General features: G+C 56.8%; 13 protein-coding genes. 8 read left to right on the top strand and 5 right to left on the bottom strand.

The features are described from left to right. Positions 1–37 precede the first annotated feature (37 nt). The 5 genes from K7H21_RS04635 to deoC form a co-directional block, all read right to left on the bottom strand. The gene (locus K7H21_RS04635; RefSeq protein WP_004124798.1) at positions 38–1,591 is read right to left on the bottom strand and encodes a peptide MFS transporter; all 1,554 of its coding nucleotides are present in this window, start codon (positions 1,589–1,591) and stop codon (positions 38–40) included. Positions 1,592–2,089: 498 nt separating this feature from the next. Next, positions 2,090–2,512, bottom strand: coding sequence for a hypothetical protein (locus K7H21_RS04630; RefSeq protein ID WP_004124801.1), 423 nt, complete (start codon positions 2,510–2,512; stop codon positions 2,090–2,092). A gap of 623 nt (positions 2,513–3,135) precedes the next feature. Then, the gene (locus tag K7H21_RS04625; protein ID WP_004124804.1) at positions 3,136–3,909 is read right to left on the bottom strand and encodes a DeoR/GlpR family DNA-binding transcription regulator; all 774 of its coding nucleotides are present in this window, start codon (positions 3,907–3,909) and stop codon (positions 3,136–3,138) included. 47 nt (positions 3,910–3,956) lie between these two features. Next, a complete protein-coding gene (locus tag K7H21_RS04620) occupies positions 3,957–5,462 on the bottom strand; it encodes a xylulokinase (RefSeq protein ID WP_004124808.1) in 1,506 nt (501 codons plus the stop codon). Between the two features lie 53 nt (positions 5,463–5,515). Beyond that, on the bottom strand, positions 5,516–6,265 hold the full coding sequence (gene deoC, locus K7H21_RS04615) for a deoxyribose-phosphate aldolase (protein WP_087828519.1): 750 nt from the start codon (positions 6,263–6,265) through the stop codon (positions 5,516–5,518). Between the two features lie 364 nt (positions 6,266–6,629). On the opposite strand from deoC, the gene K7H21_RS04610 reads away from it, so the two are divergent. From K7H21_RS04610 to fabG, 8 genes are all read left to right on the top strand, one after another. Further along, the gene (locus K7H21_RS04610; RefSeq protein ID WP_004124815.1) at positions 6,630–7,430 is read left to right on the top strand and encodes a DeoR/GlpR family DNA-binding transcription regulator; all 801 of its coding nucleotides are present in this window, start codon (positions 6,630–6,632) and stop codon (positions 7,428–7,430) included. 110 nt (positions 7,431–7,540) lie between these two features. Further along, positions 7,541–8,230: a D-allulose 6-phosphate 3-epimerase gene (alsE, locus tag K7H21_RS04605; RefSeq protein WP_112166788.1), complete on the top strand. Its 690-nt coding sequence runs from the start codon at positions 7,541–7,543 to the stop codon at positions 8,228–8,230. An 11-nt stretch (positions 8,231–8,241) separates the two neighbouring features. Further along, on the top strand, positions 8,242–9,183 hold the full coding sequence (locus K7H21_RS04600; RefSeq protein WP_004124820.1) for a ribokinase: 942 nt from the start codon (positions 8,242–8,244) through the stop codon (positions 9,181–9,183). Between the two features lie 36 nt (positions 9,184–9,219). Then, positions 9,220–10,554: an L-fucose:H+ symporter permease gene (gene fucP / locus K7H21_RS04595; RefSeq protein ID WP_142470256.1), complete on the top strand. Its 1,335-nt coding sequence runs from the start codon at positions 9,220–9,222 to the stop codon at positions 10,552–10,554. Between the two features lies 1 nt (position 10,555). Next, the gene (locus tag K7H21_RS04590; RefSeq protein WP_004124827.1) at positions 10,556–10,945 is read left to right on the top strand and encodes a VOC family protein; all 390 of its coding nucleotides are present in this window, start codon (positions 10,556–10,558) and stop codon (positions 10,943–10,945) included. 249 nt (positions 10,946–11,194) lie between these two features. Next, a complete protein-coding gene (locus K7H21_RS04585) occupies positions 11,195–12,751 on the top strand; it encodes a class I adenylate-forming enzyme family protein (RefSeq protein ID WP_223035626.1) in 1,557 nt (518 codons plus the stop codon). Continuing rightward, positions 12,748–14,340: an acyl CoA:acetate/3-ketoacid CoA transferase gene (locus K7H21_RS04580; protein ID WP_223035625.1), complete on the top strand. Its 1,593-nt coding sequence runs from the start codon at positions 12,748–12,750 to the stop codon at positions 14,338–14,340. The genes K7H21_RS04585 and K7H21_RS04580 overlap by 4 nt, the downstream gene beginning before the upstream one ends. Before the next feature lie 11 nt (positions 14,341–14,351). After that, positions 14,352–15,086: a 3-oxoacyl-ACP reductase FabG gene (fabG, locus tag K7H21_RS04575; RefSeq protein WP_004124837.1), complete on the top strand. Its 735-nt coding sequence runs from the start codon at positions 14,352–14,354 to the stop codon at positions 15,084–15,086. The last annotated feature ends 3 nt before the right edge of the window (positions 15,087–15,089 follow it).

The raw sequence follows: 15,089 nt of genomic DNA, 5'->3' as shown, positions 1-15,089 counted from the left end.
ATAAACCCGGCGCAGAACGCGCCGGGTTTTTGCGGGGTTACGCGTTAGCCGCGGGCTCCTGCGGCTTGTCGCTACGGGTGTTTTCCAGCATCCGGCGAACCGGAACAATCAGCAGGCACAGCACCGCGGCGCAGATCAGCAGCGCAATAGAGCAGCGTGCGAACAGGTCGGGCAGCATATCCAGCTGATCGGCCTTCACGTGACCGCCAATCAGACCCGCCGCCAGGTTCCCCAGGGCGCTGGCGCAGAACCACAGCCCCATCATCTGGCCGCGCATTCTTTCCGGCGCCAGCAGCGTCATGGTCGCGAGGCCAATCGGGCTGAGGCACAGCTCGCCCAGCGTCAGCATCAGAATACTGCCCACCAGCCACATCGGCGAGACGCCCGCGCCGTTGTTGCTCAGGACGTTTTGCGCCGCCAGCATCATCAGGCCAAAGCCCGCCGCCGCGCATAAAATACCGATAACAAACTTGGTGATGCTGCTCGGACGCACGTTTTTACGCGCCAGCGCAGGCCACGCCCAGCTAAATACCGGCGCCAGCAGAATAATAAACAGGGCGTTAATCGACTGGAACCACACCGCCGGGATCTCGAAGGAGCCGAGCATACGGTTGGTATAGTCGTTAGCGAACAGGTTAAACGAGGTCGGTTTCTGCTCAAACGCCGACCAGAAAAAGGCGGCAGAGATCAGCAGGATAAAGCATACCAGCAGGCGGGCGCGCTCTTTGCGGCTCAATCCGGCGAAGACGAACAGGTAGATAAAATAGAGTACCACCGACGCCGCAATCACGTAGACCAGTACGCTGGCGACCGCCACCGGGTTAATCACGATAACGCCCTGGGCAATCAAGGCGATGATAACCGCCACGCCCACCGTTAGCGCCAGCAACCATGCGCCGACGCCATTTCGTTTCACTACCGGGCTGTTCCAGGTGGAATCGAGGCCGACTTCACTGTCGTAGCGTTTCATCGCCGGGACGGCAAAAACGCGGAAGATAATCAGCGCGACCAGCATCCCGATGCCGCCGATGCCGAAGCCCCAGTGCCAGCCGTGGGATTTAATCAGCCAGCCGGAGATCAGCGGGGCGATAAACGACCCCATGTTGATGCCCATATAAAACAGCGAGAAGCCGCCATCGCGGCGCGCATCGCCTTTTTTGTAGAGGGTACCGACCATCACCGAAATACAGGTTTTAAACAGGCCGGAACCGAGCACGATAAACATCAGGCCAATAAAGAACAGGCTATCGCCCATCACCGCCGACAGGGCGATGGAGAGATGGCCCAGAGCGATCAGTATCGAACCGTACCAGACCGCCTTTTGTTGCCCGAGCCAGTTATCAGCCAGCCAGCCGCCCGGCAGCGCGGCAAGATACATGGTCCCGGCAAAGATCCCGACAATGGCCGACGCGTTCTCGCGCGCCAGCCCCATCCCACCGTCATAGACGGTGGCCGCCATAAACAGGATCAGTAACGGACGAATACCGTAAAACGAGAACCGTTCCCACATTTCGGTGAAAAACAGTGAACCGAGGGGATAAGGATGACCAAAAAAGGTCCGAGTTTCATTTTTATTAACAGAGGAATGCATAACTTCTCCCAAAGATGTCCGCAGCGCTTTAACGCAGCGGAAAGCGTGTTGGCCTTTTATACATAAGACCAATCATTCACATTTAATGTGACGTAATTTAACCATTTGATAACCTAATAATGGTCCTGTCTAGTCCCTTCCCCCAACTTTTTAGATGAAAAGTCGACAAACGTCTACTTTTACAGATTTAAAGTTGGTGAGAGGGGAAATGTGATTGACAGAGGCATTCATGACAAAAATGATACTTTTCTATTTAATTACAATAAGTTAATAAATTACCATAGCAACCTCATCCCACCAGGAAACCCGGGCGGTAAAAGGGGGAAAAGCAGGAAAAAACAGCATTAATGGTGGGCTTTATTGAGTAACGCCGTTTAATGGCATTCTCATCGACTCAAACAAGACGGGACTCGCGGCAGGGAATATTCCAACCGGCAGCCGGAGGAACGCTCGTAGCGAGCATCCCGACTAGATGGCCCGCTGACGGAGAGGAAATATCTACAGATAGCGGATCAAAAAGACGATAAGCCCCTCAATCATTTGTGGCTTCATGACTCTAAAAAGATACTTAAACTTTTTATGGGATATTTTTACAATGCGCCATTTCGCTTTTGATGTCACCAGCCTCAGGGTGAGCCTGACTTTCAGCGATAGACTTTCTTCAGATACAACGATCCGCACTTTATTTCTTGCATAGTCATATTTGAAACTAATATCAAAAAAGAATCCATCGTTTGCCACGGTTATTTTTTTGGTATCACCAAAAGATCCCTTGGTAACTTTATTATCAGGGTTAGCTTTTAGATGTGACAATATTGAGACATACAAGCACACGAATTTTATTTTAAACTCATGCCGCTGTCGTTTTATTTTCTCCTTTTCTTCCCTTAATCTTTCCAGGCTATTTGTCATCGAACTCATTTATTCTTCCTGCCATATGATGTCTATCCTACATAATCACCAGCGAAGTTTTTAAAATAGGATAGCATCACGATAATTCTCCATGCGGATAATCAGACAACGCCTCAGAATATTATTTCTGTAGCGTTCGGTAATAACCGCTCATTATGGCTTGCATAATGACAATATATAAAATATGGTTTTTACTGTCATAACGCGATTCTGACATAAAGATTGAAATAAAATCCACTTTTTATTTCATTAGACATGTTTTTCAGAAGTTTCACGTAACATTTTAAATGTCTACTTGCTAAGGATTATATTAGCTATGCGCATAATGTATTGAAAACTTTTAAAAAGCGGGAAAACCAGTGACCCGTTTGTTCGTTGACGGATAGGCCGATGCTCCCGATGGCATACAGGTACGTTTGAGGCGCTATACCCTCCGGGGGTATCTTTCCTGTACGCCACTATCAACGACGATTTCATCCAGCGTGGTTTCATTTCGCTATATTCTGGAGAAACCATCACTTTCTCAGCGCCGGGTTTATCTTAGCCAACAGCGGGTATCCTTTACGCAGCGCATTACCGAGCCCTTTACCGTGGCACTCCGGGTCCGGTGGCGCCGCTGCCGGAACAGAACGCTAGGGGTGCGCCTCTTCATCCAGGGAGATCACCTGAATGCCGGCGTTGCGATACGCCTGAACGTCATCGGGCAGACGATCGACCACCACGGTATCAATCCGATCCGCGGCGGTAAATTGGGCAAGGGAGGTGTTATTCAGCTTGCTGTAGTCGCAGACGATAATCACCTGGCTGGCGTGTTCAACCATGCCGCGTTTCGTTTCTGCCAGCATGATATCGGCCACGCAGGCGCCGTGTTTCAGCGACAGCGAATTGGCGCCCATAAACGCTTTATCGACGTTCAGCGTATCGAGAATGGAGCGCCCGTTGATAGCCACCACGCAGTGGTACCCCTTCTTCACGATCCCACCCAGCAGAATGGTTTGAATAGAGGGGCTGGCTTCCAGCTCGCGGGCGATTTGGTAATCGTTGGTCACCACCGTGACGTTTTGTCTGTCGCGAATATTGCGCGCGATATGCAGGGTCGTGGTACCGGTATCCAGCACGATAATGTCGCCATCCTCAACCAGCGCCGCCGCGCGCTGGCCGATGCGCTCTTTCGCGCTGAGGTTGACGATTTCGCGCGCGTCAGAGGCCTGTTCAAAGCTTGCCCGCGTGCGAAGAACGGCGCCGCCGTGGGTACGGGTCAGCAGCCCCTCCTCTTCCAGCTGTCGGAGATCGGCACGAATGGTGGCGCCAGATACATTAAAGACGTCACACATCTCAGAAACAGCCACTTTGCGTTTTTCCCTGAGAATACTGAGCAACTTCTCCTGTCTTTCTTCTGCAAACATTCTGCCTCTCTCTATATTTACGGCGCTCTCCGCGCGATAGCATACCTTCAGTCTGGTCCCGCACTCAGCGCATCCAGCCTGTCGTATAAGGCGGCGGATTGCCGGTAGAGCGTATCAAAAAGCTCGCTGCAGGCCTGGTAATATTCCCGCAGACGGGGATCCGGCGAAATCAGCTTGTCGAACTGCACCGTCTGCCGCACGCCGCTGGCAAAATCGGCGTAAAGCCCTGCGCCAACCCCGGCGATAATACCGCATCCGGTGACGCCATTCTCCTGATTGCGCGTGGATAATATCGGAAGATTGTACGCCGCCGCTTTGATTTCAAGCCACAGCGGGCTGCGCGCGCCGCCGCCGGAAGCGATCATTTGCTGCGGATATTGCCCGCACGCTTGCAGCTGGCGAAGGTTGCGCCAGGACGCAAAGGCCACCCCTTCCAGAACCGCGCGAAATAAATGGCCGCGGCGATGCTTGCGCTGCAGGCCGAAAAACTGCGCCCGCGAGTTCGTGTGCTCGGCCAGGCGCTCTCCCGTCAGATAGGGAAGAAAGAGCAGCCCTTCCGCACCGGCAGGCACCGCGGCTGCTTCCTGCAAAAGCTGCGGGTGCGTTATCTGGTTATCGGCCAGCGCCAGCCGCGCCCAGCGGACGGCATCGCCTCCGGCATCCAGAATCGTAAATCCACCCCAGGCCGCGTTAGCCAGATGAAGATTATTGACCAGCGGATGACGTAACGGCCGCTGCGATACCACCGTTATTAGCGTCGACGTGCCGGTGGAGTCGGACGCCATCCCCGGCTCATACACGCCAGAACCGAGCAGAGAGGCCGCCATATCGGACGTGCCTGCCACCACCGGGATACCGACAGGTAGCCCCGTCGTATCGGATGCGCGCGGCGTCACCTGGCCGATGATGTCGCTGGAAAGTTTAAGCTCAGGTAGCTGATCGACCCGCAGGCCAAACGTTTCGCAGGCTTGCGAAGACCAGTTGCGGGTTTCGCTGTCCATCAGGAAATAGCAGGACGCCTCGCTATAGTCGGTTGCCAGGGCGCCGGTGAGCATGAAATTAATATAGTCCTTCGGCATTAACACTTTGGCGAGCTTTGGCCAACGCTCCGGATGATGTTCACGCCACCAGGCTAATTTAAAAGCCGGCCAGGCCGCCGCGGGCGGATTATTTAAATGCGCCAGCCACTTTTCCCGCCCTTCGCGTGCGGTAAAGGCATCCACCTGCGGCTGGCTGCGCTTGTCATTCCACAGCAGCGCCCGGTCCTCCACCAGCTCGCCGCAGTCGTCCAGCAGGACGGTGCCGTGCATCTGTCCGCAGGCGCCAATGACCGCAATCTGCGTAACCATTTCTGGATAGCGGTAGAGTACCTCGCGTATGCATTCACAGGCGGCCCGCCACCATAGAGAAGGAGCCTGTTCTGACCAGCCCGCACGCGGCGTGGTCTGCTCATACTCCCTCTGCGCAAAGCCGACCATCGTGCCATCAACGCACAAAATAGCGGCGCGGGTACTACCAGTGCCAACATCAATCGTGAGTATTTTATCTTTCATCACTGACTCCGGTGACGTTTTATGGCGGGCCATCAGGCCCGCGGTCTCTCAGTTTAATCGGCGTTCAGCTCGGGAAAGCGCTCCGGGTGCTGCTCCAGTTCAGTCAGCACTTTGCTGACCGCACCGTGGCTCATGCCAAAGCGGCGGACGCCAAGCTGGTAAAGCGCGCGCACCGTTTCCAGATCGCGAATGCCTCCTGCGCCTTTGATATCGATTCGGCCTTTAAGCTGGTCGGCAATGATGCTGACTTTTTCCACCGTCGCGCCGGTCGGCGCCCAGCCGGTGGAGGTTTTGACCCACTTCATCCCCACCTCTACGGCGATATCGCACACGCGGCGAATCTGCTCCTCATTGAGATAGTGCGTTTCGAGGATCACCTTCGCCGGTACCGGCGCGGCGGCGTCCACCACGCGGCGTAAATCCTCGCGCACATAGTCATAATCGCCGGATAACACTTTGCCGATGTTCACCACCATATCGACTTCGCGGGCGCCATCGGCAATCAGCTGCCGCACTTCCTGAACCTTGGTATCAGTAGCATGCCCGCCGCCGGGAAAGCCGACCGGCCCGCCAATCATCACCTCTCCCGTTCCCTGCTGCGGCAGCAACGTACTGAGAAAACGCGTCCAGCAGGGCAGCACATGGACGGAAATAATGTTGTATCGGGTAGCCAGCTCGGCGCAGGCGCGAACGTCCGCTTCGGTACTGGTGGCCTGGACTGCGCTCAGGTCGACTAAACGCGCAAAACGACGGGTTGTTTCATTCATGGTTTCATCCTGCTCTTTGTTTTTAGTTGCTTTCATTTAATGCTGTTAATCGGCTTAAATCCATTTAAAAACGCATTAAATGAAAATAACGTGATCAAATTAGCATTTTTTTATTTTCATTTGTTTTTAATTAGCAGACGGAAAATGAGCGAAGCTCTTGCTGAACGGGCGTAAATGGGCATAAACGGGCACAACCGCAATATTGCATTTATTTTTGTTTGTTTTTGTTTATGACCGGATAACGAGCGAGGTAGCGGAAACGGGTGCCGGGAGGGAGGTTGAAATGCGTTTCCTGTCACACTCTCCGGCGACGAAAAGATCGCCTTCAGAGGATATTCCCGCGCTCTCAACGCCCCGCGCAAGGGAAAGGTAATCTGATTATGTACTTCAGGAGAGAGCTATGTTGCCGCTGGAACGTCACCGTTTGATTGTCGAACTGCTGGGCCAACACGGCGTAATGCGGGTCAATGAGATCGCGCAAGCGACCCAGGTTTCCAGGGAAACGATTCGCCGCGATCTGAGCGCGCTGGAACGGAAAGGGATCTTAAATCGGAGCCATGGAGGAGCGCTGGCGGCGGAGAACCCGCTGCCGGCAATCCGGGCGGCGTCGCCCGCTCTGCCGGTCGAAGATAGCCAGGGAAGCTTTCAGCAGAGAACGCTACTGCACAGCGAAGGAAAAATGCGCGTTGCCCGCAAAGCGCTGCAGTTTCTGCAGCCGGGACAGACCATCGTCCTGGACGGCAGCAGCACCAGCTGGTTTTTGGCCCGGCAGATGCCGGAGATGGCGCTAACGGTGATTACGCCCTCCATCCGCATCTTGCAAACGCTGATGAGCAGACGCTCGTTGCATCTCGTGGGACTGGGGGGCGATTTTTCCCCGACCGAGGAGTCGTTCTTCGGTGAAACCGCCTCACGAACGCTGCGGGAGTACGCCGTCGATACGCTCTTTTTCTCCTGCCAGGGACTGGAGCGCGATAGCGGCTTATATGCGGGTACGGAAGCCCACGCCGCCCTGTTGAAACAGATGATGCTGGCCGCCCGTCAGACGGTGGCATTAGTCGACGGCAGCAAGCTGGGGCGAACGGGCGTCGCGCGGATCGGCGGGTTAGGCGAACTGGACTGTTTAATTACCGAAAAGTTTACCGATCCGCTGCTGGAAAAAGAGATGACCTGGCACAACGTCGGCTTACAAATCGCCTGAGTGCGCCGTCATGACGTGACGGCCAATACGCGCATTGTCGAAACGCTGCTTCACGCGGCAGGGCCAGACTTTGCCTGAAATCAGCCACTACCGGAATAAAAAGAGGCCTTATGCGTTATTACCTTTCTCCTTCGCTCATGTGCATGGACATGATGCAAGTGACCGAACAGCTGCGCTTTTTAAATAGCAAAGCCGACAGGCTGCACGTCGACGTGATGGACGGGCACTACGTTAAAAATCTGGCGCTATCAGCCAGCTTTGTCGCGCAGATTCGTCCTTACACGTCGCTGCCGATCGACGTCCATTTGATGGTTGAGGAACCTGCGGCATTTATCCCGGCGCTGATAGAAGCCGGAGCAGACGCCATTTCACTGCATCCGGAAACCATTTGCCGGGAAGCCTTTCGCATCATCAATTCCATCCGCCAGGCGGGTAAAGCGGTGGGCATGGTGCTCAATCCCGCCACGCCGGTTGAGAGCATGCAGCACTATCTGCATCTGCTCGATAAGGTCACGGTGATGACCGTCGATCCGGGCTATGCCGGTCAGCCGTTTATTCCCGAAATGACCGCCAAAATCGCGCAGCTTCATCAGCTAAAAGAGACCCGCGACCTCCACTTCTTGCTGGAAGTCGACGGCTCATGCAACCGCACCACCTACCGTGAGCTGCTGGGCGCCGGGGCGCAGGTATTAGTGATGGGCAGCAGCGGCTTATTCCGCCCGGATATGCCGCTCGAGCAGGCCTGGGAAAAAATGTCCCGGGAACTGTCCGCCGCGCTGCACTCCCCCGAGTGCGTATAAAGGAGCGAATGATGTCAGGAAAAGTCTGCGTTTTTGGTTCATTCAATTTCGACATGGTGGCCAGAGTGGAACGCTTTCCCGTCCCGGGCGAGTCGTTAGTGGCCTGCGGGAGCATGACCAGCGCCGGCGGAAAAGGGGCGAACCAGGCCACCGCCGCGCTAAAAGCGGGAGCGAATGTCCACTATATCGGCAAGATTGGTAATGATACGTTCGGCCATTTTGCCCGCCGCCATCTAAAAGGCGTGGGGTTTAACGCCGTAACGCTGCTGGTCGCCGAAGATGTCCCCACCGGCAATGCGCTGATTTATGTGGCCGGCAACGATGCCGAAAACATGATCGCCGTCGACCCCGGTGCGAATATGACGGTTAGCGATGATGAAATCGCCAGCTGCGTCCCCGCTATCGGCTGCGCGGATGTGGTTCTGGTTCAGCTGGAAAACAATCTTTCCGCCATTGAACAGGTCGTTGACGCCGCGAAAGCAGCCGGGGCCTTCGTGGTGCTCAATCCCGCCCCCTGGCAGCCCGTTGAGCGCGCCTTTCTAAGCAAAGTGGATCTGCTCACGCCGAACGCGACGGAGGCCGGGCTAATGACCGGGCGCCGGGTTGACAGTCTGGCGGCCGCGGCCGAGGCCGCCGATATGCTCCATGCTCAGGGCGCGCGCAATGTCATTATCACCCTTGGCGCAAAGGGCGCCCTGTTGAGCGAGCAGGGCGTGAAATCCCCTATCCCGTGCTTTCCTTCTCATCCCCGCGATACCACCGGCGCGGGCGATGCCTTTAACGGCGCGCTGGCGGCGCGTCTGGCCTGCGGCGAGCCGCTGCATACCGCGGCCCGATTCGCGGCGGCCTATGCCGCCGTCAGCGTCGAAAAGCAGGGCGCATCATCTTTACCGGATTACCAGGAGGCACGAGAACGGCTTTTGCGTGCCGCCTCTGATTATCAAATGGCATAAACCCTACTGTATAAAAACCATTAAGAGGATAGCTCAATGAGTACGCTAATAACGGATAAGGTCGATAAAGCGGCGGTCCACCATGAAAAACTGGACACCAGCGCGTATTTACCGCACACCCCCTGGCTGCAATTTTTACTGGTCTGTTGCCTGTTTGCTCTATGGGGCATGGCGGGTAACCTGAATGATATTTTGATCGCCCAGTTTAAAAAGGGCTTCGATTTAACGGATACCCAGACGGCGCTGGTGCAGTCGATTTTTTTCCTCGGCTATTTTTTTGTCGCCCTGCCTGCGGCGGCGCTGATTAAGCGCTATTCCTATAAAGCGGCGATTATTATTGGGCTGTGCCTGTACGCCCTCGGCTGTTTCCTGTTCGTTCCGGCCGCGCAGATCATGACCTACGGCGCGTTCCTCGCCTGCCTGGGGGTGATCGCCTGCGGACTCTCTTTTCTGGAAACGTCGGCAAATACCTACTCAAGCCTGCTGGGCCCGATTCAATCGTCCACCCAACGCATTAACTTTTCGCAGATCTTCAACTCGCTGGGCGTGATTTCCGGCGTGCTGATTGGCCAGGTGATGGTCTTTGGCGAAAACGATCCGAGCCATGAACAGCTGCTGGCGATGCCCGCCGCCGCCGCGGACGCCGCGCGCCATCAGATGGTCGGCCAGGTGGTCGGGCCCTATCTGATTATCGGCTCCGTGCTGGTAGTACTGGCGCTGGTGTTCGTGTTTATTAAATTCCCGTCGTGCAAGGGCACGCCGTCTCAACAGCAGCAGATCCCGACAGAAAGCATGGGACCTACGCTGAAACGCCTGTTTGCTATCCCGCGCTTTCGCCTCGGGATCCTGTCGCAGTTTTTGTACGTCGGCGCCCAGGTTGGCGTATGGAGCTTCACGATTCGCTTTGTGCAGCTCGTGCAGCAGGGCACCAGCGAGCACTCCGCGACTTACTGGCTGCTGGCTTCTCTGGTGATTTACGCCGTGGGTAAAACCGTGGCCACCTGGTTGATGAACCGCCTGAATCCGGCGCTGCTGCTCGGCACCTTTGCCCTGGCCGCCACTGTCCTTTTATTGGTCGCCGTGTTCAGCAGTTCAATGCTGGCGGTCTATGCACTCATTCTGGTCAGCTTCTGTATGGCGCCATGCTGGCCGACTAACTTTGGCCTGGTCATTAAAGGCATGGGGAAAGATACCCAGACCGCGGGCTCGATCGTGGTGATGTCGATTATCGGCGGGGCCGTTATTCCGCTGGTGATGGGCATTATCTCGGATATGAACGGCGGCAATATGCAAATCGCCTTTATCGCCCCGCTCCTGTGCTTTGTATATGTCGCTTTCTACGGTTTCTGGTGCGTGCGTAAGGGGATATAAAATGCGTGAACTGGTTAATAAAATTGCTCATATCGGCTATCAGGTCAGCGACTTAACGCGTTCGCTGGCCTTCTATGAACCGCTGGGCTTTCAGCGCCAGCAGCGGTTTAGCAAACCTTCGCCGCAGGGCGCCATTGAAGTCGCTTTCCTTGAAATGGGGGGCGCCGTTCTTGAGCTGTACCAGCTGCCCACAGGAACGCCTTTTGACGCTCCTCGCTGCGGTATCGATCATCTGGCGCTGGAAGTTAGCGACCTGAATGCGGTGCAGCGGCGGCTGGCGGCGCTCGGTTATCCGCTCGATGAAGGGCCGATTGAGGAAGAAAATGTGCGCTTCCTGCTTATTCGCGGCCCCGACGGCGAACGGCTCGAGTTTGATGCCTTTAAGCGCTAAGCGGCCGGCCTGATTCCCTTCTCCCTTTTAGGCCCGGTTAATACGGGTCTAAAAGCGGGCTTCCTCTGGCTTTACAAAAACCGAGGTAATTCGAGGATTTCTCTCCCCTACCCAGCCTCTCCTGCCTATTGTGCAATGTTACAAAATTGCTTCTGTTTTGTTGATTTTCTATTGTGAGCCATTCGGCAATTTCCTCTCCTGAATTTCCCCAGACTACATCCAGTCAATACGCGATATCAGGAGAGACAAATGAGCAGCACCTCCGCCGACTTCCAGAATCTTTACCAGGCCCTGAGCCGCAGCGCCACCCGCAGCCCGGATGCGCTGGCGCTGGCGTTTGAGGATCGGCGCTATCTGTACCGCGATTTTCACCTGCGGGTACAGCGAGCGATGGCGCAGCTTGACCAGGTCTGGTCGCTGCGCAAAGGCGATCGAATCCTGCTGGCCTGGGGGAATCATCCCGCTTTTTGCGAAGTCCTATTTGCCGCGCTGGGTCTGGGCATCGAAGTGGTCCCTTTCAGCACTAAGCTTAAGCAGGCCGAAAGCGAGGAGCTGGTGGGTCATATCGCCCCCCGGGCCGTGCTGTTCGATGCGACCGTGCAGGACTGGCTGAAACACACTCCCGACGCCCGCTGCATTTCGCTCAGCGAATGGCAGGCGCTCTCTCTTCCCGATCCGCTAACCCGTCTGCCGACCCCGGTTAACCGCGATGATACGGCGGTGATGATGTTTACCTCCGGTACCACCGGCGAGCCTAAAGGGGCGATTATCACGCACCACAACCTGCTCTGCGCGATTGACGCTTACACGCAAAAACTGCATCTTACCGCCGCGGATAGCACCATTCTGGCGGTGCCTATCTATCACATCACCGGCCTGTCGGCGCTGCTGGCGCTGTTTATTAGCCTTGGCGCGAGCATCTGGCTACAGCACCGGTTCAACGCCCCGCAGGTAATCAACACACTGCGCGAGCAGAACATTACCTTTCTGCACGGCTCGCCAACCATTTTTATCCTGCTTTGCCAGGCTGCGCGCGAGCAGAGCGCCAGCCATCCAGGCGATTTCCCCGCGCTGCGCACGATTGCCTGCGGCGCGGGCCACCTGAGCGACGGACTGATCGCGGAGCTAAAAACCCTGTTCCCGCATACGGCGATTCAGCCGATCTACGGTCTCACCGAAACGACCTCACCCGCGACGATTTTTCCGGGCGACGTCTGGGGCAGCGCTAAATGCGGCAGTTCGGGCCAGGCGATCCCCGGTCTCGCCATTACGATCCGCAACGATCGCCAGCAGCCCCTCCCCGCCGGGCAAATCGGGCATATCTGGCTAAAAGGCGATGTGGTGATCCGCGAATACTGGCAGCACAGCGAACGACGCCCGAGCTGCGATGCGCAGGGCTGGTTTTGTACCGGCGATCTTGGCTATCTCGACGACGAAGGCTGGCTGTACATCAAAGACCGTAGCAAAGACATGATCAATCGCGGCGGAGAGAAGATCTACTCGCTGGATCTGGAGAACATCCTCTCTACCTATCGGGGCGTGCGGGAAGTTGCCGTGATCCCGACCCCCAGCCCGGTCTATGGCGAAGAGCCGGTGGCGTTTATCGTGCCGGACGGTCAGCACCACCTGACCAGCGAAGAGATCCTCGGCTGGCTGAAGGTCAAAATCGCCCGCTTTAAGCTGCCGGCGCGCATTATTTTCACCCGCGTTTTACCGCGTACCCATAACGGAAAAGTGAGCAAACAGCAGCTTAAAACGCGCCTCGCGGAATCCATCATCACGCTATCAACGGAGGATAAAAAGTGAGCAACAAATTTATCAGCGCCCATCAAGCGGCGCAGCGGGTCGCCAGCGGAGACACCGTCTGTACCGTCGGGATGACGCTTATCGGCGCGGCGGAATCCATTTTAGGCGCCATCGAAGCGCGTTTTCTGAGCGGAGGCGAGCCGCGCGATTTGACGCTGCTGCATGCCGCAGGGCAAAGCGATCGCCAGCGCGGTATCCAGCACTTCGCCCATCCGGGTATGGTGACGCGCCTCATCGGTTCGCACTGGGGCCTGGCGCCGCGCTGGATGGCGATGATCAACAACAACGAAGTGGAAGCCTGGTGTCTGCCGCAGGGGCAGATCGTTCATCTCTATAGCGCGATGGCTGCCGGACTTACGGGGCGCCTTTCCCCCGTCGGGCTCGGTACCTTTGTCGATCCGCGCATGGAAGGCGGGCGGATGAACGCCCGCACCCGCGAACGGCCCGATCTGATCGAGCACGTGACGTTTCGCGGCGACGAGTATCTGTTCTACCCGGCCATTCCTCTGGACGTGGTCATTGTGCGCGGCACCCATGCTGATGAAGACGGCAACCTCACGACCGATGAAGAGGTGATGAAGCTGGAAGTTCTGCACGCGGTTCTCGCCGCCAGACGCTATGGGGCGAAGGTGCTGGCGCAGGTGAAATATCGCGTGGCGAAAGGCTCGCTGCATCCGAAAAGCATCACCGTTCCCGGCAACCTGATCGACGCCATTGTGGTGTGCGAAGAGCCGCAGACGGATCACCGCCAGACCTCCAGCTGGGACTTCGATCCGGCGCTGTGCGGCGATATCCAGCTTCCCGCCGCGCAGAACGCGCCGCTGCCGCTCGACCTGCGCAAGCTCATCGGGCGGATTGCCTGCCGCTATCTGACGCCCGACTGCGTCATCAATCTCGGCACCGGCATTCCCAACGACGTTATTGGCGCCATCATTCACGAAGAACGGCTCGGCGAGCAGGTCACCATCACCGTGGAGTCAGGGATCTACGGTGGGCAGCAGGCGGGCGGCGTTGATTTCGGCATCGGCCGTAATCTGAGCGCGATGATAAGCCACCAGGATCAAATGCTCTATTACAACGGCGCCGGGGTCGATATCACCTTTATGGGCGCCGGCGAGATGGACCCGCACGGCCACGTCAACGCCACGCGGCTCGGCACCTCCTGCCCCGGCGCGGGTGGTTTTATCGATATCACCCAGAATGCCCGCCACGTCGTGTTCTGCTCCTCTTTTACCGCCAAAGGGCTGGAGATCGCCTGTGAACAAGGGGCGCTGCATATCCGTCGCGAAGGCGAGGTACGCAAATTCGTCGCCGGGGTTAATCAGATTTCTTACAACGGCGAGCTGGCCCGCGCCAAAGGACAAACCATGCATTACGTCACCGAACGGGCGGTTTTCGAACTGCGCCCGGAGGGGCCGGTGCTGACGGAAATCGCCCCCGGTATCGATCTTGAGCGCGACATCCTGGCGCATATGGATTTTCGTCCGACGATCGCCACGGACCTTCAGGTTATGGACAGCCGCTTGTTCACCCCGCAGCCCTGCGGCCTCGCGGAACATCTGTCCCGGAATTCATCCTCTGACTCATAAGGAAATTAGCTATGAAACTTGCCAGTAAAACCGCCATTGTCACCGGCGCCGCTCGCGGTATCGGCTTTGGCATTGCCCAGGTGCTTGCGCGGGAAGGCGCGCGCGTGATCATCGCCGATCGCGACGCGCACGGCGAAGCCGCCGCCGCCTCCCTGCGCGAATCGGGCGCGCAGGCACTGTTTATCAGCTGCAATATCGGTGAAAAACCGCAGGTCGAAGCGCTGTTTTCCCAGGCCGAAGAGGCGTTTGGCCCGGTGGATATTGTGGTGAATAACGCCGGAATTAACCGAGACGCCATGCTGCACAAACTCTCCGAAGCGGATTGGGACACGGTGATCGATGTCAATCTGAAGGGCACTTTTCTCTGTATGCAGCAGGCCGCCATCCGCATGCGCGAGCGCGGCGCGGGCCGCATTATCAATATCGCTTCCGCCAGCTGGCTTGGCAACGTCGGGCAAACCAACTATTCGGCGTCAAAAGCCGGCGTGGTGGGGATGACCAAAACCGCCTGCCGCGAACTGGCGAAGAAAGGCGTCACGGTTAACGCCATCTGCCCGGGCTTTATCGATACCGATATGACGCGCGGCGTCCCGGAAAACGTCTGGCAAATCATGATCAATAAGATACCCGCGGGCTACGCCGGGGAGGCGAAAGACGTTGGCGAGTGCGTGGCGTTTCTGGCATCCGACGGCGCACGCTATATCAACGGTGAAGTGATTAACGTCGGCGGCGGCATGGTGCTGTAAGGA

The sequence above is a fragment of the Klebsiella sp. CTHL.F3a genome (assembly GCF_019890895.1).
In the GTDB taxonomy this organism is placed as follows: Bacteria; Pseudomonadota; Gammaproteobacteria; order Enterobacterales; family Enterobacteriaceae; genus Klebsiella; species Klebsiella grimontii.
Note: the sequence above shows the minus strand (reverse complement) of the source record. Positions and strands in the feature narration are given on the sequence as shown.